The organism is Nocardia sp. NBC_01730 (genome assembly GCF_035920445.1).
Taxonomy (GTDB): domain Bacteria; phylum Actinomycetota; class Actinomycetes; order Mycobacteriales; family Mycobacteriaceae; genus Nocardia.
In genome coordinates, this window is sequence record NZ_CP109162.1 from 8088235 (window position 1) to 8109082 (window position 20848).

19 protein-coding genes and 1 tRNA gene are annotated in these 20848 nt (G+C 64.9%); 8 read left to right on the forward strand and 12 right to left on the reverse strand.

The window, feature by feature from the left end; genetic code table 11:
- Positions 1 to 25: 25 nt before the first annotated feature.
- From OHB12_RS33260 to OHB12_RS33280, 5 genes are all read right to left on the reverse strand, one after another.
- Positions 26 to 916: a DUF5996 family protein gene (locus OHB12_RS33260; RefSeq protein ID WP_442800162.1), complete on the reverse strand. Its 891-nt coding sequence runs from the start codon at positions 914 to 916 to the stop codon at positions 26 to 28.
- 141 nt (positions 917 to 1057) lie between these two features.
- The gene (gene mbp1, locus OHB12_RS33265) at positions 1058 to 1309 is read right to left on the reverse strand and encodes a microaggregate-binding protein 1 (RefSeq protein ID WP_327114051.1); all 252 of its coding nucleotides are present in this window, start codon (positions 1307 to 1309) and stop codon (positions 1058 to 1060) included.
- Between the two features lie 311 nt (positions 1310 to 1620).
- A complete protein-coding gene (locus OHB12_RS33270; RefSeq protein WP_327114053.1) occupies positions 1621 to 2367 on the reverse strand; it encodes a glucose 1-dehydrogenase in 747 nt (248 codons plus the stop codon).
- Between the two features lie 205 nt (positions 2368 to 2572).
- On the reverse strand, positions 2573 to 3964 hold the full coding sequence (locus OHB12_RS33275; RefSeq protein WP_327114055.1) for a WS/DGAT/MGAT family O-acyltransferase: 1392 nt from the start codon (positions 3962 to 3964) through the stop codon (positions 2573 to 2575).
- 329 nt (positions 3965 to 4293) lie between these two features.
- On the reverse strand, positions 4294 to 4806 hold the full coding sequence (locus tag OHB12_RS33280) for a hypothetical protein (RefSeq protein WP_442799906.1): 513 nt from the start codon (positions 4804 to 4806) through the stop codon (positions 4294 to 4296).
- Positions 4807 to 5362: 556 nt separating this feature from the next.
- Between OHB12_RS33280 and OHB12_RS33285 the strand changes: the two genes are divergently transcribed.
- Together OHB12_RS33285 and OHB12_RS33290 are read left to right on the forward strand one after the other, a co-directional pair.
- Entirely contained in the window at positions 5363 to 6352 is a 990-nt protein-coding gene (locus OHB12_RS33285) for a zinc-binding dehydrogenase (RefSeq protein ID WP_327114057.1), read from the forward strand.
- A gap of 63 nt (positions 6353 to 6415) precedes the next feature.
- The gene (locus tag OHB12_RS33290) at positions 6416 to 6577 is read left to right on the forward strand and encodes a hypothetical protein (RefSeq protein WP_327114058.1); all 162 of its coding nucleotides are present in this window, start codon (positions 6416 to 6418) and stop codon (positions 6575 to 6577) included.
- Here the strand turns inward: OHB12_RS33290 and OHB12_RS33295 are convergent.
- Positions 6562 to 7014 carry a nitroreductase/quinone reductase family protein gene (locus OHB12_RS33295; RefSeq protein ID WP_327114059.1) on the reverse strand — a complete coding sequence of 151 codons (453 nt, stop codon included), beginning with the start codon at positions 7012 to 7014 and terminating at the stop codon, positions 6562 to 6564. The two genes, OHB12_RS33290 and OHB12_RS33295, sit on opposite strands and share 16 nt — an antisense overlap.
- A 118-nt stretch (positions 7015 to 7132) precedes the next feature.
- Here OHB12_RS33295 and OHB12_RS33300 point away from each other — a divergent pair.
- Both OHB12_RS33300 and OHB12_RS33305 read left to right on the forward strand, forming a co-directional pair.
- Positions 7133 to 7206: transfer RNA gene (locus tag OHB12_RS33300), tRNA-Ile, on the forward strand.
- A 97-nt stretch (positions 7207 to 7303) separates the two neighbouring features.
- Positions 7304 to 7732, forward strand: coding sequence for a phage integrase N-terminal SAM-like domain-containing protein (locus OHB12_RS33305; RefSeq protein ID WP_327114061.1), 429 nt, complete (start codon positions 7304 to 7306; stop codon positions 7730 to 7732).
- A gap of 1399 nt (positions 7733 to 9131) precedes the next feature.
- Here OHB12_RS33305 and OHB12_RS33310 read toward each other — a convergent pair.
- Both OHB12_RS33310 and OHB12_RS33315 read right to left on the reverse strand, forming a co-directional pair.
- The gene (locus OHB12_RS33310) at positions 9132 to 11006 is read right to left on the reverse strand and encodes a hypothetical protein (protein WP_327114063.1); all 1875 of its coding nucleotides are present in this window, start codon (positions 11004 to 11006) and stop codon (positions 9132 to 9134) included.
- 255 nt (positions 11007 to 11261) lie between these two features.
- Complete coding sequence (locus tag OHB12_RS33315; RefSeq protein WP_327114065.1) at positions 11262 to 11546, reverse strand: hypothetical protein; 285 nt, start codon at positions 11544 to 11546, stop codon at positions 11262 to 11264.
- 198 nt (positions 11547 to 11744) lie between these two features.
- Here OHB12_RS33315 and OHB12_RS33320 point away from each other — a divergent pair, with 198 nt between their 5' ends.
- On the forward strand, positions 11745 to 12017 hold the full coding sequence (locus tag OHB12_RS33320) for a hypothetical protein (protein WP_327114067.1): 273 nt from the start codon (positions 11745 to 11747) through the stop codon (positions 12015 to 12017).
- Positions 12014 to 12391 (forward strand): hypothetical protein, encoded by a 378-nt coding sequence (locus OHB12_RS33325; RefSeq protein ID WP_327114069.1) that lies wholly within the window; start codon positions 12014 to 12016, stop codon positions 12389 to 12391. The genes OHB12_RS33320 and OHB12_RS33325 overlap by 4 nt, the downstream gene beginning before the upstream one ends.
- A gap of 387 nt (positions 12392 to 12778) precedes the next feature.
- Here OHB12_RS33325 and OHB12_RS33330 read toward each other — a convergent pair whose 3' ends face one another.
- Positions 12779 to 13594: an NAD(P)H-binding protein gene (locus OHB12_RS33330; RefSeq protein WP_327114071.1), complete on the reverse strand. Its 816-nt coding sequence runs from the start codon at positions 13592 to 13594 to the stop codon at positions 12779 to 12781.
- A 425-nt stretch (positions 13595 to 14019) separates the two neighbouring features.
- On the opposite strand from OHB12_RS33330, the gene OHB12_RS33335 reads away from it, so the two are divergent.
- On the forward strand, positions 14020 to 14253 hold the full coding sequence (locus tag OHB12_RS33335; protein WP_327114073.1) for a hypothetical protein: 234 nt from the start codon (positions 14020 to 14022) through the stop codon (positions 14251 to 14253).
- 573 nt (positions 14254 to 14826) lie between these two features.
- Entirely contained in the window at positions 14827 to 17235 is a 2409-nt protein-coding gene (locus tag OHB12_RS33340) for an FHA domain-containing protein (protein ID WP_327121705.1), read from the forward strand.
- 154 nt (positions 17236 to 17389) lie between these two features.
- On the opposite strand, the gene OHB12_RS33345 is transcribed toward OHB12_RS33340, so the two are convergent.
- The 3 genes from OHB12_RS33345 to OHB12_RS33355 all read right to left on the reverse strand — a co-directional run bounded on the left by OHB12_RS33345 (position 17390) and on the right by OHB12_RS33355 (position 20767).
- Entirely contained in the window at positions 17390 to 18352 is a 963-nt protein-coding gene (locus OHB12_RS33345) for a DUF389 domain-containing protein (RefSeq protein WP_327114074.1), read from the reverse strand.
- Between the two features lie 291 nt (positions 18353 to 18643).
- Positions 18644 to 19306 carry a CatB-related O-acetyltransferase gene (locus OHB12_RS33350; RefSeq protein ID WP_327114075.1) on the reverse strand — a complete coding sequence of 221 codons (663 nt, stop codon included), beginning with the start codon at positions 19304 to 19306 and terminating at the stop codon, positions 18644 to 18646.
- A gap of 723 nt (positions 19307 to 20029) precedes the next feature.
- The gene (locus OHB12_RS33355; protein ID WP_327114077.1) at positions 20030 to 20767 is read right to left on the reverse strand and encodes a hypothetical protein; all 738 of its coding nucleotides are present in this window, start codon (positions 20765 to 20767) and stop codon (positions 20030 to 20032) included.
- Between the last annotated feature and the right edge of the window lie 81 nt (positions 20768 to 20848).

Genomic DNA, 20848 nt, shown 5'->3' on the forward strand with positions numbered 1-20848 from the left:
GGGCCTGGCAGATCGTGGCGGTCGGTCATGGCCGCACCTCCGATGGGTTGTGTATTCGGCGCTCGTGGTTCCAGCGCCCCGGGTCGGCCTCCAGGGCGGAGCGGTCCCAGTGGCCGAGTTCGGCGGCGGCCTCATATGTTGTGTCAAAGAACTCGAGTAGCGCCTGCTCCGGCGCTTCGGCGGTCCGCACCGCCTCGTACGGCAGCAGAAACTGACGGTGGTCTCGGCTGTAGAAGGCTTCTCGCGGCCCGACGCGATAGTCGGCGAATCCGTCGGGTTCCGGATATGCGTAGGCGTAGAAGGCACCTTCCGCACCGCCGCCCGGCCAGAATCCACAGCTGCTCAGCTCATGGGAGTAGCCCTCCACCATGACCCAGTCGCCACAGTTGGGGGCGCCACCCGGGTGCTGCGGCGCTGCCCGCCCCGAGAATCTGGTGCACGCCAGATCCATCGCTCCCCAGAAGAAGTGCACTGGGCTCACCTTGCCGATGAAGCGCGATCGGAACTCGTGCATGACGCGGTCGGCGGCGACCAGTTGCTGCCAGAACACGGTGGCGGCCGCGGCATCGTAGGACCGATGCTCGTGGTCCTCGGCGAACGGGATCGCCGGATCGACCTCATTGGGTCTGGCTTGGATCTGCACCGGAACGCCCAGTTCGCCCATGGCGCCGATGGTTTCGGCATAGAAGGCGGCTACCGGCTTGGGTTCGAGCGCAACCTGCCGGGTCCGGCCATCGCTGGATCGGATGTGCAGCGTGTGGTCGATGAAGTCGAACTCGATGTCGAATGAACCCGCAGCGTGCGGAATGGCAGAGGTGGTCAGTCCCCGCGGGCTGACGTAGAAGGTGACTTGCCACCAGTGGTTGACCAGCGGAGCCTGGGAAAGTCTGATCTTGCCGACGATCTGCGTCCACATATGCAGGGTTTCGCGGGTGGGAGTCCAGTCGTCGACGCGCAATGCCGGCCACGCCCGCCGTTGACGTGTGGGCTCAGTGTCTGTCACCGCTGCTGCACCTCCGTGGGAAGGGGTCGTACCGCCCTGCCCCCGCGTCGGAAACTAGACGTTTTTGCCGCTCTGGTGCGCGCTCTGGCGCGCCTCGTCGAGATCGGCTTCCGCGCGTGCCTTTTCGGCCTCCGCTTCCTTCTGGGCCGCGTCACGCTGGGATTCGGCCTTGTCCTGCTGCGCGCGTCCCTCCTTCTTCAGGTCTTCGTCGCCGGTGACGACGCCCGCAGCCTCCTTCGTCTTGCCCTTGATGTCCTCGACGACACCTTCGACAGCTTCCCGAGGTCCGCTCTTGTGCTCCGGCATGACATACCTCCGAATCGTTTGTCGGCTGACACCGACCGCATACCCCGGTCCGAGGGGCCCAATCAAGCTGTGACCCGAGTCCGACACCGGCCCGACTCGCTGCCTCTGGGCCGCCCGCTGTCCCGGCGGCCGTGTAGCCCCGTCGTCGATCGAGCCAGGCGAAGTGTTCGGCCTCGTTCGGAGGTCGAGTGTGCGCACCCGAGTACCGCCCGATCGGCCCGCCGCCGGTCCAGCCGAGCGAGGGAAGGTCACAGTCGGATTCTGTCCACGCGGCAGCCGAAAAGTCGCGCGCCACGGCCGGGCATGACACTTCAGCTGTCGAAGACCTTGTGCGGGATGCCCGCCGTCAGGCCGCCGTCGATGACGAACTCGCTGCCGGTGGAGTACGACGATTCGTCGCTGGCCAGGAAGGTCACCAGGGCGGAGACCTCGGACGGATCGGCGGCGCGGCCGAGCGGGATCTGCAGGAAGTCCTCGGGGATGTTCTCGGTCATCGGGGTGCGGATCAGGCCGGGGTGGACCGAGTTCACCCGAATCTTGTGCTGCGCCAACTCCAGCGCCGTGGACTTGGTGAGCCCGCGCACGGCGAACTTGGTGGCCACATATCCGTGCAGGCCAGGGCTGCCTTGGATGCCCTCGACGGAGGAGATGTTGACGATCGAGCCGCCGCCCGCCTCGATCATGGCGGGCGTCGCGGCCTGCATGCCGAGGAACGTGCCGGTCAGGTTGATGTCGAGAATCCGCTGCCATTCGCCGAGCTCGAAGGCGACGAGCAGGTTGCCGTTGGCGATGCCTGCGTTGTTCACCAGCACGTTCAGCGAGCCGAAGCGCCGCACGGTTTCGGCGACGGCCGCGTGCCACTGCTCCGGCTCGCGCACGTCGAGGTGCAGGTAGGCGGCGTTGTCACCCAGTTCCTCGGCGACCGCGGCACCCTCGTCGTCGAGCACGTCGCCCAGTACCACGCGCGCGTCCTCGGCGACCAGTGCCTTGGCGTGCGCGGCGCCCATGCCGCGTGCTCCGCCGCTGATCAACGCCACCTTGCCGGTCAACCGACCCATGGAGGTACCTCCGTCTCTCTGAAATCGTCTGCAACACGTCACAGAAATGCGCCGTTTGCGCATCCCGCGACAGTAGCTCAGGTGTGGTTGAAAGCCGGTCGCCGTCCCGAGATCTACTGCGGCGGATCGAGATTCGCTGAGGCGGCCCGGTCTGGCGGCGGTGGCAAACAGGGCGCCGGGGGAAAATCCGCCGGATGACCGGCGATCAGACTGAGTTCCGTGCCGCGGACAGCAATTCGGTGACAACGCCAGGAACCGCGTCGGCCAGTTCGGCGATGTCGGGCACCAGTTCCTTGCAGGCGATGAAACCGAAATACAGCTTGTGGTTGTTCGACAGCGCGGTCACGGTCAGCCCCGCGCCGTGGAATACCGGCCCGAACGGGTACATGCCGTCCACGCGTATGCCGAGAAAATACAGCGGCATCGGCGGACCGGGCACGTTGGACACGACCAGGTTGTGCACTACCGGGTGCATCTCGGCCAGTTTCAGCGACGAGTACATCCTTGCGGCGAGCCGAAAGGTGTTCGGCGGAGCGTACTTCGACCAGTCCTGCAGAAAGTCCGAGCCCATCAAGTCGTGCTCCTCTTTGGCTCCGCAATTGGCCTCGGCCACCTGGCGAAGGCGTTCCACCGGATCGGCGATGTCGGTGCCGAGCCGCGCGAACAGCGTGGACACCTTGTTGATGCCCGCGGTGTGTCGCGTCGACTCGTGGACCGACACCGGCACCGACGCGATGAGCGAGCGATCCGGCAGATGGTCGTGCTTTTCCAGATAATCGCGCAGCGCACCCGCCACGATGGTCAGTACCACGTCGTTGACCTTCACCCCGAACGTGGAACTGATCTCTTTGATCGCGCCGAGCTCGGCCTGGGTGAACGCGACGGCGCGATGCGGGGTTATGGCGAGATTGAACGGTGTGCGTGGAGCGGAGAACGGTATCGCCATGCCGGTCTTGTTGTTTCGGCGTCGCTGCGCGAAACCGGCGACGACGCCGAGGGTTTTCGGCACCATGCCGACGATCCCCATCTTCGCCGGGAACTTCACTACCGCCTCGGCCAGTAGTTGCCATTCGCTGGGCCTCGGCTCGGGCTGCCGGTCCTGCTTCGGCTCCGGCCTGGTGACGCCTGGTTCCAGGTCGCACAGGTGCGTCATCATGTTGGCGGCGGCGATGCCGTCCACCGCCGCGTGGTGGTATTTGCAGATCACCGCGACCTTGCCGTCGGCGAGGCCCTCTACCAGGGACATCTCCCAGAGCGGGCGATCGCGGTCCATCGGGCGGCCTGCGATATCCCCCACGAGTTCGGCGAGCTCGCGGTCGCCGGCCGGTGCGGCGATCGCGATGCGGCGGACGTGGTAGTCCAGGTCGAAATCTTGGTCCTCGACCCAGACGGGGTGGTCGAGGTGGAACGGCACCTCGTACACCCGGCGGCGCAGCTGCGGAATCAGGGGTAGTCGACGACCGAGTTCGGCCTTGAATTTGTCGAACGAGTAGTCCCCTGCGGAGGGGTCCAGGATCAGCAGGCCGCATACGTGCAAGTGCTGGGTCCCGGTTTCCAGATAGAGAAAGCTGGCATCCAATCCCGTCAATCGTTCCATAGCGAAAGCCTACTGGAACGCGTTCTAATTCCCGGCGATTCGTGCCGCATTTGTGTGTTACTGAAAGTTCTATGTATGTGTATGATCTTTGCTACAGCAATGCAGGAACGCGCGGACGAGGCGGTCGGTCGCGCGGACGAGTGAAGATCGAGGAGTGCCGATGAAGCTACTTCGCAGAGCTGGGCGGCGACCCGACACGGATCCGGGCGACGTGGCGCTGCATGCCCGCAACGTGCGATTCGACTGGGCAGGCCCGCCGCTGCGCTGGCTGCCACCGAGCCCATCGCCTCGCATCTGATCAATTCGCTCAAGGAGAAGGCCGGTGAAGCTCACGTGAGGTTGTGCGTCGTCCGGGCGAGTTCGGCCTCGACGGCTTCGACTCGCCCGGCCTCGATGCCCCACGGCTGGTCAACGCCGACCCTGCGGTCCAGGTCCCACAGCACACACTCCTCGTCCGGCGCCGCCACCAGTGACCATGCCACCACGGTGCGGCCGAGCTGTTGCGCCATCGTGCCGTGCGAACTATCCGGCGGCCCAGCGCCTTCCGGGAAATGGTGCAGGAAGCGACCGTAGGCTGCCGCGCAGAACCGGGCGTAGCGCTGCGTGCACAGGATGAATCCGTGCCATGCCTCGTCCACCGCGTGCGACGGCATGCCGATCACCTGGTCGTCGCGCATCGCGGCGCCACAGCAGCGCAGCCAGTGCCGCAGGCCGGTCTCCACCAGCTCGCGCGGCTGCCACGGGCAGGTCTTGTACACGGCCTCGGGCAGTTCCAGCGCGTCGACGACGGTGCGCACCGTCGTCAGGTCGATCGTGGACTTGCGGAAGCTGAAGAATGCCACAGTTCACTGTACGCATGCGCATTTCCGCGGCTAGCGTTTCGATATGAGCGCCACCATCATTCTCCTGTTCCTCGTGTCGATGGTGGTCGTATTCGGGGCCACACCTGCGCTCGTGGTGTTCGTCGTGCTCCGCTCGCAACGCAACCGGGACCTTCCGCCGCCGTACGGGCCGTGGCGCGCGGGACATCGCGGCGAAGGATATTACGGTGGGGCGCCCAGCAGTTCGGACCCGTTCTGGGCGGCTGGTGGGGCTGGTCTCGGGGGCGGCTACGACCCGAGTCGGTCGAATGGCTGTAGCGGGGGCTGGAATCCCGGTGACGGGGGCGGTCATCATCACCATGGCGGCAGCTGTGGCGGTGGGAGTAGTTGCGGTGGTGGTGGGAGCAGTAGTGGTTGCGGTGGTGGGAGCAGTAGTAGTTGCGGCGGTGGCAGTAGCGGCAGCAGCTGCGGTGGAGGCTCCTGATCGGGCCCGCTTGCGCACGATTTGACCTCAACTGCGCTTCAGGTTTCATGCTGATCGGTGTCCGATGCGGCAAGGAACGATGGAGGTTGTGTCATGCGGGCTGTGCAGGCCAGTGAGTTCGGTGGACCGGAAGTGCTCGCGGTGCGCGAGCTGCCGGAACCGGTGGCCGGACCAGGTGAGGTGGTGGTCGACGTGGCGGCCGCCGATGTGATGTTCTTGGATACCCGGCTGCGCGGCGGCTGGGGCACCGACTTCTTCGCGATCGAGCCACCGTACGTGCCAGGCGGTGCGATCGCTGGTGTGGTCGCGGCGGTAGGCCCGGATGTCGATCCGGCCTGGGTGGGGAAGCGAGTGTCCACCCCGACCGCGGCCAGCGGGATCGGCGGCGGCCTGCCGATCGGCGGATACGCCGAGAAGGCGCTTGCCAAGGCGAACACGCTGGTCACCGTGCCTGATGGACTGAGCCTGCCGCAGGCTGTCGCACTAGTGCACGACGGCAGGACCGCGCTGGCGGTGTTCGACCGCGCCGCCGTGCAACCAGGGGAGTGGGTGCTGATCACCGCCGCCGGGGGAGGGCTCGGCACCTTGCTGATCCAGCTCGCCCGGGCAGCGGGCGCGAACGTGGTCGCCGCTGCCCGCGGTGCCGCGAAGCTCGAGCTGGCCGCACGACTAGGTGCGAATGCCGTGGTCGACTACTCGGAACCCGACTGGTCGGCGAAGGCGCACGCCGCCAGCGGGGGAGCGCAGGTAGTCTTCGACGGCGCGGGCGGCGCACTGGGCGCTGCCGCGCTCGCGGCCACCGCCGACGGTGGCCGGTTCCTCGGATACGGCGCCGCCGCAGGTGAATTCGCCACACTCGATCGCGACGTGTACACGGCGCGCGGCATCACCGTGTACGGGCTGTTCGACATTACCGGCGCCGACACCGACTGGCACGCGGTCGCCGAGCGTGCACAGGCTGAGGTGGCCGCGGGTCGCCTGGAGGTCGTCATCGGTCAGACCTTCCCGCTCGACCAGGCCGATCGGGCGCACGCCCTCATCGAATCCCGGGCTACCTCAGGGCGCACTTTGTTAACAGTGTGAACTAGCCCGTAACTGGACAATTGTTGTAGTGCGTGGCGTCGGTGACGGCGCTAGGGTGCCTGCGTGGAGACTCTGATAGTCGTCGGTGCCGTCATCGTGGTCCTCGGCATCGTCGTAGCTGTGGTGCAGTTCGCCAGCAGACCGCCGAAAGATATCGAGCCCTGGCGCGGAGGTGACGCCGAGGACTACGAGGACGACTGGGAAGGCGATTACCGCGAACGCTGAGCCCGCTCAGCCGACGGGGTGAGCACCACGACCGCAATGGGCCGCTTGGTCAGCTTCTGGTAGGCGCTGTAGCGGCCCCGATTCACCTTGTCGACGATCGCCCACCGCCGAGCGTAGTCCGGATCATCCGGCAGCGTCGGCCGCGCGAGCACCGTCAGTCTCCGCCGCCGGACCTGAATCTCGCACTCCGGCTTCGCTTTCAGATTCGCCAACCACCCCGGCGGCCGCGGTGAGCCACCGTTGGAAGCCGTCACCAGATAGTCCTCGCCGTCGCGCCCGTACGTCAGCGCCGAGGTCCGCTCCCCGCCGGTCTTGCGGCCCACCGTCCGCAGCAGCAACGTGGGATTCCCCAGCAGCAGCCGATGCCCCACCAGCCCACCGCTGTGCTCATACACCCACTGATGCGCCCTCAGCACGTTCATGAACAGACCGGCCATATCTGACCCTCCAGTAAGGTTTCCGGACCAACCACACCCTGAGCCACCGACCATCCGACTGGTCCCCACCCCACCCGACCCGGTAGCATCCCCAACGCTCGCGGATTCCCCGCGGCGAGGGGCGGTAGCTCAGTCGGTTAGAGCCGTGGACTCATAATCCATTGGTCGCGGGTTCGAGCCCCGCCCGCCCCACAAACACTACCTGATCAGCGGAAACGCTGCACTCGACAGCCGAGTTAGTCCAGAACAGCGCTCCGACAGCAATGTATTTTGCCGGTAGAATCCGGACATGGGGCTGGATCTGGACGACATCCGAGAGCTTGCGGAAGACTTCGCGACGGAGCTGCGCCGCAAGAACCGGAGCAAGCAGACCATCGACGGCTACCTCACCCGAATCAGGTACTTCGCCGACTTCCTTCAACAGCGCGAGCTGCCGACCACGGCACCCGACATCACCCGCGCCCACATCGGCGGCTACATCGAAGACCTGCTCACGCGGCCCAACCAGCGGACCGGCGAGCCGCTGTCGCCGGAGTACGCACGCGGTCAGTACCGGTCGCTGCAACAGTTCTTCAAATACCTTGCAGCCGAGGAGATCATCGACGCGAATCCGTTCGACAAGATGAGCCCGCCGGCCGAAACGTCGGCGGGCTGTTTGTCCCTGGTGCGGGGGCGCGTGCGCCTCCGCGGGGGCAGGCCACCGGCCTGTCCCTTATAGCCTGCTCTTCTCGCGCAGAGGCTCACGGGTCAAGGGTGGCCGCAGGCCATCGCCGCAGGCGACGCCGCAGGCGCCCTTGAAGCGTGAGTGGCGCGGGAACACAATGCAGGCGACCCCGCACCAGGGACACGCGGCCGCAGGCCGCGCACGGCGCACCGCGCCGCCATCCAGACCGATTGCCGATCGATAGCAGGAACCTACACGTGGGCGGCTTAGAAGCCGCCCACGGAAGTCTCGCGATCCTTCGGTTCGACCGGCAAATGGCTGAGAGTTGAGGCTGGATATCTGCTGCCCGGTTCTGGTTTGACAATTGATCTTGCAGGTCCGCCGAGGTGTGAAAATCCGGGTAAAACGCCAGCTCGCAGTTGAGACAACTTGTCTCAACTTTTCGCAGAAGCACCCCACCCCCGGTTACCTCCCTAACCTGCGAAACCGACGCTGCGCGTCGTTGAATTCCTCCACCCACCCAGTCCCCAATCTCATCTCCCACTACGTGAACGGAAGATGAGATTGGGGACTGGGTGGGTGGAGGAATTCAAGATCAAATCAGGTTAGGGAGGTAACCGGGGGTGGGGTGAAAAGACAAAGACTCTGGTTGCGTTGAGTGGGTATCGGCAGGTTTGCGATGCGGTTGCGTAAGAGACGTTTCAGCACCTGGCGGTGCTGCTTGCAGCTGATCAGCTTGTGTGTGTCGGCGGCGGTCTACCGATCCACGGATCGGGACCTGACACCGGATTTGCACGGCGCGCCACGTGATGCGACTGGATGCGCGAGCGTAGCTCGCGGAAGAACTTCCACGGCCTGACGGCCGTGTGCCCCTGGGTGGGACCGCCTGCATTGTGTTCGCGCGCCCCTCCAGCGTCAAGGGCGCTTCGCGTCGCCTGCGGCGATGGCCTGGCGGCCACCCTTGACCCCGGAGCCTCTACGCGCGAAGAGCAGGCTATAACGGGCAGGCCGGTGGCCTGCCCGGTGGAGTTGCCGCAGGCGGCCCCACCCAGGGGCAAGAACACCCGCCAAACTCCGGTCGGCAAGTCTGCCGCAGCCCGAGTCAACACCAATTCTTCAAGAATTCCTCAATACTGAATCGCGAACTTGGGCTGGTTCCGGCGAGTGAACATGCAGCGCAACCGCTATGTCCACCATATTCAAGAGCTGTGCGCGACCGGATCCGGTCCGGTTCGTTCTATGTTGTCCGTGAACGAGTGAGTTCGACTACCCGGGCGCTGCTCGGACGCTGGCCCACTGCGCCTTCCGCAATGCGCATACCGCAGGGTCGTCGGTCAACAGGCCTACCACCAGCGCGGAAGTATCGTTCCATAACCAATGCGAATGCTGTCCAGCTTCATCGATTAGTTGCGCTGTCGCGGGACCATGTAACCAGTCGCCTGGGTATGCGCAACTAGAGCTTGTTCATGAGCATTGACCGCGCAATTGTCGGGTATTTGCCAATGGGACGATCGGTGCCAGCAAGGTCGAGAAAGGTCTGTGGCCGGACGGGCATCGACTTCGTGCATAGCATGCGCCACTGAGCGATCATCTCGACGAAGGCCTTGGGGGCGCGGTGTTCGCTGACTCCTTCGAATACCTGCAGTTCGCGGTAGATGAGGACACCCGGCGAGGTCACGAACTTGCCAAGTTGCCCGAGCACGGAGTGCGACCGAAGTTTGAAGTCCACGTCAGCGAGCACGGTGGGCGGGATACCTGCATTGGGCACGATCACTAGCGGAACGTAGACCGTCTGGTCGTCGAATGAGCACCCCTCCCAGCCGTTATCGGCGAGCAGCTCAATTGTCGACCTCAGCTGAAGGAACTTCTTGCTGACGAAGGCTTTCTCGGTGTCCTCCTGGTAGTCCTCTGCGTCGCCGAAGCCCTGCGCTGCCTTCTCGTCGAGCCAGTGGTTCGTCGCGTCGACCAGAAGACAGTACCTTCCGGCCACGAGCACCCAGTCGCACACCGATGGTGTGCGGCCCCCACGTGTCCACGCTTGCTGCATCTGTTCCTCGGTGATCAGCGTGATCAACGAGCGGGCTCGGCGGGTTACCCGCCGGAACAAGTACCCGACGCTGCTCTCGAACACGTAGTTCATTGCCTGGCTGAACTGCTCACCGCGTGGATCCTGTTCGGTGCCGAAGTCGAAGAACGTCTGCCAGTACAGCTGGGAGCCGCAGAGGCGGTCGAGCATCCAGGCCGGTCGTAGCGCAAGGTATTCGTTGTCACCGATACGCACCAGCGGTCGCTCTGTGAAGGTGTAGCGGCGGTGAGCGAGGAATCCTCTCTTGCGTTCCCGCTCAAGCCGTTTCCGGTACTCCTTGACGGTCAGCGAGACCGCGTTCTGCATCATGCCCAGTGCCTGGGGATCGACCGAACCCTCCATCGGCACGGTGCTGAACGTCACCTCACCGGTCTTGGTGTGTTCCCAGAGTCGAAGCCCCAGTCTGATGAACTCATCCAATGGCACGTTGGTAGCGGCACGAAACGCATCTTCGGGTGCGTCGCCGATCAGGTCGTGCGGTGCTGCCTTTGGCCAGCTCTTGAACCAGGTGTCGTAAGTGTCGCCGAGGACTACATGGGGAACCGTAGTCGCGTTGGCCTGCATCCGGGCGAGCTCCGAGACCATTTGCCGCCGAAACTCACGCAGCATCATGTCGTCATCGACCGACATCGCGGCGTTGTACTGTGTGAGCTCTTCGGCAGTGGGTGGCCAGGATTGGAAGAAGTCCGGGACGTCTTGGCGTTCTTGGTCACCGTTGATCGACAACACGAGATGGACGAAGTCGTTGATTGCCAGGGGTGGATGCGCGTCAGCGGCTCCCGAGGCAGCCCCATCGGCATGGGAGCACCATTCGATGACCTCACGGACTAATTGGGTTAACGCTGGCGGCGGCATCACAACGGACCTGTTCTTGACGGCGTTGCCGACCTGGGCTGCGAGGGTTCCAGTCAGCCTGCGGACGAACTGCTTCTCAAAGGCGCCGACCCGGGAAAACATTGCCGCGTCGTCGAACTGAGCGAAGGTCGTGCATACGAACTTGAGGGTGGGAAGCAACGCATGGCCAGCGAGCAGCTCCTTGCGGCGTTGCTCGTCTAGGTGCTCGATATCGATACTGTTCGCGGTAATGCATTGTGGCCCGAGGTCTTGGGCCATCGTGTTCAGGAAAGCTTCGTACTGTTTGTTGGAGCTGAACCACGGCGGTCGCTGCCCGGGGATCCCGAGAGGCAGGCCGCTCCCAGTGGCGCCCTGGAAGGTATGCATCGGATACTGGCGGTCGGACACTTGGGGCTCCCCTCGATGGTTCTTCCCGTCAAATCGCCCTGTTTCGAGGTCCTGTTAGCGAACTCGGGACGATTGATTTCGATGGTTCCGAAACTCACTGCGCGCGGAGGGAGAAGGCATCCGAAAGTGCCGCCGCAATCAAGCTGGGAGCCCAGAACCACCGCTGAACCGCGACGTACCCACCAGCCTGCACAGTCGTTTACCTTCTCATGTGGGGAGATCCGTTACTGCCCGAGAGGGGAGTAGTGCGCTTGTTCATGCTTCTCTCGTGGTGCGTCGCCATTCCGAGGTGACTCCCCCGTGGGATCGTGCGCGAGTGGAACGCTCGCCCACTTTGTCCACGTAGCCCCTGTGGCGTAGCCGTAGCAGCATCGGCCCTAGTCTGCGGGGCTCCGACAACTCCGGCCACCCGTTGGCGCGCATGACGTCCAGCACGTCCGCGCTGATGAACTCTTTGCCTGCCGGCATGGCGATGACCAGTTGTGCTGCTACCTCGAGGTAGCGCTCGTCATGGTCAAAAGCGTTGGATGACTGGGTCATTGCGGCACCTCGATCCCCTCCCGCAATCACGTACACAATCCACGGTACGAGCACGCACACACCGCCATACAGGGTTTCCAGGAACACGTCACCTACGCCGGTCACTGCGAGTACGGCAACGTGCTCGCATGCAGGACCGTAAAGGAAGGGGCCTGGGGTGCTCGCCCCTCAGGTGCGATAAAGGTAGGATCTCTGGTTATGAGCACGCGGAAAGTGAGCCTCACCCTGCCGGAGGAATTGGTGGTGCGGGCCGAGAACGCCGTCAAGGTCGGCCAGGCCCGCTCGGTAAGCGCCTACATCGCCGCCGCGGCTGGATCCGGCGAAGCCCGGACCACGGTCGACGAGGTCGTTGCACGGTGGCGTGCCGAGCACGGCGAACCGACCGTCGAGCAACTGGCAGAATCTGAAACTCGAGCACGAGCGATGTTTGACCGCGCCGACCGCCGCCAGCGCAGCTACGGCGCCGCATGAGGCCCACCGCCGCCGGAACCATCCTCGATGCGTCCGCGCTGGTCGCTCTACCGCGCAGCATCTTCGCGCAAACCGTGCTTGGCATCAGCATGCGCCAGCGGCGCCCGTTGGTGATCCCCGCTACTAGCCTCTACGCCGCGGTGCTGGCCGGCGCCGATCCAGCCGACTTCGACGCACACGGTTTCACAGTCATTCCGCTCAGCCAAGCCATCGTCCCGGGTGTGGCATTGGTCGCCCAGACTGCCACCGCGCCGATCGCGTCGGACGTCGCACACGTCGCCTGGGAAGCTCAAGTCACCGGGTACCCAGTCCTCACAGACAACCCTGTGGCCTACGAGCACCTCAACGTGCCGATCGACCTGGAAGCCCTGTAGGGCGCGCAGTCGGTACATCCAGTCCCGTTCCGTCAGCAATGTATTTTGCGAGTTTGCTTCTCTTTGAGCAGTATCATTGCTGGTCAGCACACCGTTCGCAGTGTTTGATCTCATAATCCATTGGTCGTGGGTTCGAGCCCCACCCGCCCCACAAATGCTACCTGACCTGCGGAGATTGTCGGGTCAAGAGCCGAATTGATCCAGTACGGCGCATGCACAGCCATGGATTTCGGCAGCGAACTGGGCCCATAGGGATGCTCGATCTGCGTGAGTTGAAGAACGACTTCGCGACCGAGTCGCGGCGAAAGAACCGCAGCAACGCGGCGACCGACATCTACCTAGTTCACATCGGCTCCGTAGCTGCACGTACCCGTCCGCTGAACGAAGTCAGACGGCGGCGAAGCGCGCGGCGTTGTCGTCGGCCCACTGGGCGAAGGTCGTCGCGGGTCGGCCGGTGATGTCCTGGACACTGGTGATGGGCAGGGCTGCGGGCTGCGGGTCGAAACCGGTCAGAACGTTGTCGACGTACCAGGTCGCATTGTCGCCCATCGTGGGGGTCAAGGCGGTGACGGTGTCCTCGCGCGAGGACCGGTGGAAGGCGATGTCGCGGCCGAGTGCGTCGGCCAGGTGCCGGACGAGGTCGGTGCGGGAGAGGATCTCCGGCCCCGCCAGCGGGTAGGCGCGGCCCAGATGGGCGTCGGTCAGCAGAGCGGTGGCGGCGACGGCGGCGATGTCGTCCATGGCGATGGGCGCGCTCGCTGCGTTGGGCCGCGGTTCCCGGACGGCGCCGGTCGCGCGGATCTGGTGCGACCAGATCAGGGTGTTCTCCATGAAATCGCCGGGCCACAGGTGAGTCCAGGCCAGACCGCTGTCGTCGACAGCCGTGCAGACGCTGCCCCACCAGCTCTCCGGTTCGCCGGACAGGTCGACGACATGCCGCATGCCGGCCGCGCGGGCCAGCGCGAGCACCTGAGTGACACTGTCCGGGGTCGGCGCGAGGTACATCCGCTCCACGCCCGCGAACGCCGCAGGCAGGGTGTCCGGTCGCCGCAGGGAGCCCTCGGCCACCTGCACCCCGGCGGGCAGCGCCGCCTTCCGCCGGTTGTTGGTGAGGGCGCGGATATCGGTGGCGCCTTGGGCGAGCAGGTGGTCGACGACCTTGCGGCCGATGTTTGCTGTGGCTCCGGTTACCAGGATGGTCATCTGTACCTCTTCGGCATGGGTCGCTGAACACCCCATCCTGCCAACGGAATTCGGGCAACGTCCACGCATCCCGGCCGGACGACCCCGTGTTCGGTGACAGGAATCCTGCCGAAGTGACAGATCTAGCGCTTCGCCACGCGCGCAGGACGACGCCGTCGCCGCATACATCCGCCGACGCAACCAGTACGCCGAGACCGAACGCGACTTCGCCGTCAACTCCAAGATCCGGCAGCCGGATTACCTACCGTCCCTGACCTGGACAAGACGCGGGGCCACAGCCGGTTGACCGGGCAGAGCGCTGGCGGAGAAGCTGGATGGGCAGGTGTCGCTGGACATTCCGTGCGTATAGCCGAATGCTGTTCCTGCGCCGAACGATACGGCCGCTGACGACTCTTCGGCAGCAAACCTGAAGGAGTAAGCCGACGATGGTACACCGTAAACGAATTCATGCCACCATGGTTGCCCTCGGCATCGCAGTAGCCGCAACACTCAGCCTCTCCGCGTGTGGCAAGACAGAACGATGGTGCGAACTCGACCGGGGCGATGTTGTCGTCGAAAACTGGCACTGTGAGCAGAACCTGTCGGGCTACGAGTGGGAGCCTGACCACGACAAACCGAAGGTGAAGAAGAAGCCGAACAAGACGAAGAAGAAGCAGTGACAGCGACCGAGGAATGGCTCCGCACCATGTGGGAGTCGACGGCACCTGGGTCACAGATGAACTCGTGTGGGCATTCCTGGACCATAAGAGGGCGGAGTGGGCAACCATGGCGGACTGGTCGGAGCGCACACCGAGCAGCAAGCCGATGCCATCGAAGGTCTGCGGAACAGGGTTGCGGCGGCCGAATGATGCCGAGACGACTTCCGGGCAATCATCAACGAGCGGCTCCATTTTCAACCTTCCGTAAGCCGAATACCGCCGCTCAAAGTAATTTCCGGCCTGATCGTGTTCGGTTTGCAATTCGACCGTGATTTCCTTTGTGGGGCGGGTGGCGGCCCGTTCGGCGGGTCGGCTGCCGGGTTTCACGGGCTCGGATGTGGTTGCCCTTTCTGCTCCTGAGGTCGGTTTGTGCTGTTCAGACTGGTTTCAGCTGGGTTAGCGCGGTGGTGAGCGCGGGGGCGGAGACGGGCAAACATCGCGACGGAATCGTGGGAGGCCGACTATTGCGGCGACAGTGCGGCAGAGTCGTATACTCGTTTTATGGCCGGACAGTCGTCCTCCACGGAATTCCTCATGGCGCCGATTCTTGTGGTGCAGACGAGGGAACGCGTCTATCGGTTACACGCTGGGAGTGCATATAATGTCGGTCGCGATCCGACGGCCGACATCGTAGTGACCGATCCGCGTGTATCTTCGTTGCACGCAGTTCTGGAGCGGGGTGCGGACGGTTGGGAAATCGATGACTTCGGCAGCCTCAACGGCACCTTTTTCGCCGGTCACCGTGTCGACCGGATGGTGATCGACCGAGAGGAGACGTTCCAGCTCGGGCACGCCGTGGACGGCGAGCAGCTGGCCTGCTCGGTGGAGGCACCATCTGGCCGCGATATCGGTGGAGACACGATGGTCGTCCCCGATCCCGGCTGCAACCTCGAAGATGAAGCAACGGTCACGAGGTCCTACTCGAGCCTGCCCCGGCGAGTTTCACGATCGTCACATCCGACGGGCCACCCCGGCGCGGTCGTCCAGATCGCATCGGACACTCTTCGGATCGGTCGCGCCACCGACAACGACGTTGTCGCGCTCGACCTCATGGTCTCCCGTCATCACGCCGAGCTGCACAAGATCGGCGCAGGCAGGTATCGGATCGTCGACCTCGGCAGCCACAACGGCACCTACGTCAACGGCTCCCGGGTCGACGCCGCAGACCTGTCCGAGTCCGACTTGATCGGCATGGGGCACACCACCTTCCGGCTCGTCGGCGACGAGCTGCGCGAGTCCGTCGATACCGGTGATGTGTCGGTCTCGGTGCAGAACCTCACCGTGCGAACCCCTGAGGGCAAGGTGCTCCTCGACGGGCTGGGTTTCCCCATCGCGCAGCGCTCGCTCGTCGGGGTCATCGGGCCCAGTGGCGCGGGCAAGTCGACGCTGCTCGGCGCCGTCACCGGGTTGCGGCCGGCGACGGAGGGGACCGTCCGCTACGACGGACGCGACCTGTACGCCAATTACGACGAGCTCCGGCACCGGATCGGGCTGGTCCCGCAGGAGGACATCCTGCACAACCAGCTTCAGACGCGGCGCGCGCTGCTCTACGCGGCCGAACTGCGCTTCCCCGGTGACACGCGCGGTGAGGAGCGCGAGCAGCGGGTCGACGAGGTCCTCGACGAGCTCGGCTTGGCGCGGCACGCCGATACCCGCATCGATAGGCTCTCGGGCGGGCAGCGCAAACGCGTGAGCGTCGCACTGGAGTTGCTGACCAAACCGTCCCTGTTGTTTCTCGATGAACCAACCTCCGGCCTCGACCCGGGCCTGGACAAAACGGTCATGGAAATGCTGGCCGAACTGGCGCACGACGGCCGGACCGTCATCGTCGTCACGCACAGCGTGGCGAATCTGGATTACTGCGACCGCCTGCTGGTCCTGGTGCCCGGTGGTCGGCTGGCCTATTACGGGCCGCCCGCGGAGGGGCTGCAGCAGTTCGCACAACGCACTTGGGCTGAGGTGTTCCAGGCATTCGAGCGCGAGGACGACCGCGACTGGGCCGGCGAGTTCCGGACTTCGCCACGCTTCGAGAACTACGTGGCGGTCGGACTGACCGACGATGTCGGCCCAGCGGAAGTGCACCCACCGGCGCCGCCGCCCGCGCAGCAGTCCAAGCTCAGCCAGCTCAGTACGCTGTGCCGGCGCTATCTGGCGGTGATTGCCTCGGACCGAAGTTATTTGGCGCTCCTCGGCGTGATGCCCCTGCTTCTTGGGGGCTTGATCGCCGCGGTGCCGTCGGGCGAGGGGTTCACCGGGTCGCCGGGAACCAACACGGATGCCCCGACCAAGCTCATGATTTTGGCATTCGGTGCATGCTTCGTCGGCACCGGTAACGCGGTTCGCGAGATCGTCAAGGAGCAGACGATCTACCGCAGAGAACGCGCGGCAGGCCTGTCAGCGGGGGTCTACCTGATGTCGAAACTGCTGGTCCTGGGCGTGATCACCATCCTTCAGGCGGCGGTGTTGGTCTTGATCGGCACCATTGGTGAGGATCTGCCGCCCAAAGGGATTTTCACGATATTCGAGCTGGAGCTGATTCTGGCGATGGCGATGCTCGGCGTCACATCGCTGGCGTTGGGCCTGCTGGTGTCGGTGTCGGTGAACACCTCGGAGAAGACACTGCCGCTGCTGATTGTGCTGTCGATGGCACAACTGGTGCTCACGGGCGGGCTGGTGCGGCTCCCCGGCACACCCGTCCTGCAGCAACTGTCCTACCTATCGCCGTCTCGTTGGGGGTACGGCGCAGGAGCCGCCAGCCTCGACCTCGACACCCTCTCACCGCACACAGGCGGACCCGATCCGCTCTGGGAACACACCCTCGGCGCGTGGCTGTTCGACATGGGAGCCGTGGCCGGCCTAGGGGCCGTCTTCCTGGCGTTGGCCTGGTACCGCCTGTACCAGCTGCGTCCACGGCGCCGAGGTGCCCGCCGCGCGAGGCTTTGACGCCCGGCGACGCGAACCGGTGGCTCGTCGACTGGCTGGTTTCCGCAGGTCAACGGGTGGCTCCTCTGAGCTGGTGCGATATGAGGCTGTGCGACGACCGCGCCAAGTGTGCCGCCTTCCGTGCCGGTGCACGGCTCGGCTGACCGCGTGGTGGCTACAACATCCGACGTGGCTTGCTCATCGCCTTGGCGCGGCGTACCGACACCCGCGACCACACCGCCTGCTGTAATGCCAGAGTGGCCCAGCCCGCCAGCGCCATCCCGGACAGGTTCACCACGAGTTGCAGGGTGCTGCCCCAGATCGCCGACCCGACACCGAAGGCAGCGCCGAGCGCGATATTGCCCGCGGCGGGCACCGTGGTCACCGAAATGAAAACGCCGGCCATTCCCCCGGCCTTGGCCGAGGTCAGCGCGAGTACTCCGGCGGCGGCCGCGACGATGGCGACGATGAACGACCACTTGTCGGGGGTGTAGATGAAGGCCGTCCCCGGGCGCGGGCCGGTCACGGCATCCACAGTGATCCAGCCCAGTGCGCGCCCAAACAAGACGAGTGCGAAGGTGATGGCGATGGCGGTGGCGAAGCCGAGCAGCAGCGTGCGCACGGCGAGCCAGAGCAAGACGAATCGGCGGCGTACCAGGGCGACTCCGAGCGCTGCGATCGCCCCGAATTCCGGACCGAGGACCATGGCCCCGATGACCAAAATCTGGGAATCCAGCACGATCGCGATCGCGGCGATCACCGTGGCGAAGGTCATAAAGCTGAGATAGGTCCAGTTCAGCTCGGTTTCCTCATACGAGCGCTGGGCGACATCGGCCCAGACCACGGCGTCTGCACTGCTGCCAGGCGTGCGTACCTCGCAATCGAATCCGCTGCGCGACAGCCAGGTATGGACCGGCTCGATCTCGATGCTGCCCGTACGGTGCAGTCCGATCGCACGCAACCGCTCGATTACGTCATTCGCCGCTTCCCGCGCCACATCGGCCAGCACCATGTCACCGCTTGGCCGCCGGGCGGCGCTGCGCATGACTGCGAGGCCACTGACGGCATCGTCCTGTTCGAGAATCTTGATCACGTCATCGGTCAGCTCGGCCGGAACCAGCATCCGCAGGTGTAACACCCCGATAGTGTGCCCCGCGCAGCCGATATCTCGGCGCAACGCGGCACAACAATCTCGGAGTCGCGGACGAGGCCCTCGTGCGAGCCATGTCGTGAGCCTGAGTCAGCGTCCGGTGACTCGGGTTATGGGCGGGTGAGTCATGGCCGGTGGCCTGCCCAGCAGAGGGTGTCGGCTTTGCCGGTTGTCTTTCCCGAGTCCTCTGCGTTGAACATCATGTAAGGAGCCCGTCCGACGGAGCACGGCCCCACGGTCACGATGACGGCATCCGGGCTCGTCCGGCCGCAGTCGGAGTCAGACGGGCCACCGAGACCGTTCTTCGGCTATGCGCGCGATGTCGGTGGGTGTGCCGCCCATGATGATGGCGGCGTGTTCGGTGATCAGCTCGATCGACCAGTCCCACCATCGGGCTTGCAACAGCAGTTCGACGTCTTCCGGCTCGAAGCGGGTGCGGATGGGGCGGGCCGGGTTGCCCGCGACGATCGCGTAGGGGGCAGCGTCTTTGGTGACAACCGAATGTGCGGCGACGACCGTGCCGTCGCCGAGGGTGACGCCGGGCATGATCGTCGCTTCGCGGCCGATCCAGACATCGTTGCCGATGACGGTGTTCGGTACCGGCGGAATGGACAGGAAGGTGTCGAGGGTGTTCTCCGCCCAAGCGCCGCCGAACATGGTGAAGGGATAGGTCGAGGGCCCGATCATGGGGTGGTTGCCCGCGGGCATGAGGAAAGTCGCCCGCGGACCGATCGCGGAGAACCGGCCGATGATCAGGCGTTGCGGGCCGTAGTTGTAGAGGACGTTCGCCGTCTGGAACGGTACGCCGGATCCCTCGTCGTCGAAGTAGGTGTAGTCACCGACCTCGATGAACTCGGAATCGACCTGGTTGGCGAGGAAGACCACGTTGGTCAGATCGGGACGAGTCGAGGGGTGCAGCTGACGAGGATCCGGTACCGACATGCCGTCCATTATTCTGACCGCCTCTACCTTGCGTGCGTGAACGGGTGGACACGTGCGGCGGCTGACGTAGCCGATGGTAAGAGGCGTTTTGCAGACCCGAAGCCAGAAGCACCGATGCCCCGCACCATAGGCCGCTGTCCGGCCGCCCGGTCATGACTACCGGCGCGGCCTCCGGAATCGGCCGCAGCTCGCTCAGCTGTTGTCGCGCAAGGGGTCCGAAGCTGCTCGCTCGTCCTTCTGTGTCGTCTCGGTTTCTCGGTTTCCCGGCTATCGGCTGTGTGTTCGATTGGGTGCGGACCTGGGGCGATCCACCAGATCGATGCCGCGTCGATCCGCATGCGCCGTGGCGCACGCAAGTGCGCCACGGCATCGAGGCGTGGATCCGTTCCGCGCAGGAGGACCCCTCGATCACACTCAGCTGGATCCGCGTCGTCCCCGCGCTCGGCGAGGACGCGTGGTAATTGCCGCGCGACACCGGCGACGCGTATGTCACTCTGATCCAAGCTCACCGACACACCGGAATTCGCGGCCGCCGGCTTGCATCCGCCCTCCCGTCAGGTGGCGACGATCATGCTCGGTGGCTTCCGCGAACTCATCGCGACAACCGTCGAGGACGGCAACGAGATCGCTGACATGATCGATGTGGCGGTTGAATCAGCGATCGCTCTGGTCGGTCCCCGCAGTGAGTGTCGCGACGGAACTCGCATTGAAGGCGCCGTCCGGTCAGAGGCGAGGTGTGCTGTGGGCGGCGAGTGCGGACTCGAGTCGTCCGCCGCACAGCAGCTCCAGCCGACGGGGCCATGGGTGTTCGCCCATCGTGCCGGGACCGGTGAAATAGAACGTGGAACAGCCCGGGCCGTGGTTGCGGTCATGCGGGTTGAATCCGCCGCCGTCGGGGACCATGCCCGCCGACTCCGCGAGTTCACGCCGCATGGTCAGATAGGTGCTCGAGTCCAAGCCCTCGACGGCAAAAGCGAAGTGGGTCTCCCGGTTGTGGCGCCGCTCGTCCTCGCGCGCCCACAGGTGGGCGGCCGATGCGACGGGGAAGAAGATCTCGATTCGCTGCTCGCGGCTGGGGCTGCCCAGGTGTCGGCGTCGGGCGTGCAGGATGTGAATGCGATAGCTGTCCGAGTCGAGTCCGTAGCGAGTGCAGACCCGTCGCTGGACGACGACGCTCGGCACCGTCGTGCCCAGCAGGAAGCCCGCTGTTACGAGGTGCTTGCGCATGGCCTCGGCATCCGCCGGAAACAAGAAGACCGCACCATGGTCGAAAACACATCGATCCCACAGGGGGCCCCGCGGCTCGCCCCCGCGATCCAGTGCCAACAAGGTCGAAAGAATGACCCGCGGAGAAATGGACGCGATGTACTCGACCAACCGGGCCAGCCTGGCGCTGTCTGTCGCATCGAGGCCATAGGCCCCGGCGGCGGCTTCGACACTATCGATATCTGATAGTTCCATCGTGCGGGGCCCTGTCCGGTGAAGCAATTCCAGCGCGGCGCAGCGTGGAGAACTGGTGCGGAAATCTGCCAGTGCGAAGTA

Coding starts and splice junctions, on each gene's coding strand:
- OHB12_RS33260 (WP_442800162.1), bottom strand. CDS start 916: ATGTGGACGCAGATCGTCGGCAAGATCAGACTTTCCCAGGCTCCGCTG.
- mbp1 (WP_327114051.1), bottom strand. CDS start 1,309: ATGCCGGAGCACAAGAGCGGACCTCGGGAAGCTGTCGAAGGTGTCGTC.
- OHB12_RS33270 (WP_327114053.1), bottom strand. CDS start 2,367: ATGGGTCGGTTGACCGGCAAGGTGGCGTTGATCAGCGGCGGAGCACGC.
- OHB12_RS33275 (WP_327114055.1), bottom strand. CDS start 3,964: ATGGAACGATTGACGGGATTGGATGCCAGCTTTCTCTATCTGGAAACC.
- OHB12_RS33285 (WP_327114057.1), top strand. CDS start 5,363: ATGCGGGCTGTGCAGGCCAGTGAGTTCGGTGGACCGGAAGTGCTCGCG.
- OHB12_RS33295 (WP_327114059.1), bottom strand. CDS start 7,014: ATGGCCGGTCTGTTCATGAACGTGCTGAGGGCGCATCAGTGGGTGTAT.
- OHB12_RS33305 (WP_327114061.1), top strand. CDS start 7,304: ATGGGGCTGGATCTGGACGACATCCGAGAGCTTGCGGAAGACTTCGCG.
- OHB12_RS33315 (WP_327114065.1), bottom strand. CDS start 11,546: ATGACCCAGTCATCCAACGCTTTTGACCATGACGAGCGCTACCTCGAG.
- OHB12_RS33320 (WP_327114067.1), top strand. CDS start 11,745: ATGAGCACGCGGAAAGTGAGCCTCACCCTGCCGGAGGAATTGGTGGTG.
- OHB12_RS33325 (WP_327114069.1), top strand. CDS start 12,014: ATGAGGCCCACCGCCGCCGGAACCATCCTCGATGCGTCCGCGCTGGTC.
- OHB12_RS33330 (WP_327114071.1), bottom strand. CDS start 13,594: ATGACCATCCTGGTAACCGGAGCCACAGCAAACATCGGCCGCAAGGTC.
- OHB12_RS33335 (WP_327114073.1), top strand. CDS start 14,020: ATGGTACACCGTAAACGAATTCATGCCACCATGGTTGCCCTCGGCATC.
- OHB12_RS33340 (WP_327121705.1), top strand. CDS start 14,827: ATGGCGCCGATTCTTGTGGTGCAGACGAGGGAACGCGTCTATCGGTTA.
- OHB12_RS33350 (WP_327114075.1), bottom strand. CDS start 19,306: ATGTCGGTACCGGATCCTCGTCAGCTGCACCCCTCGACTCGTCCCGAT.
- OHB12_RS33355 (WP_327114077.1), bottom strand. CDS start 20,767: ATGGAACTATCAGATATCGATAGTGTCGAAGCCGCCGCCGGGGCCTAT.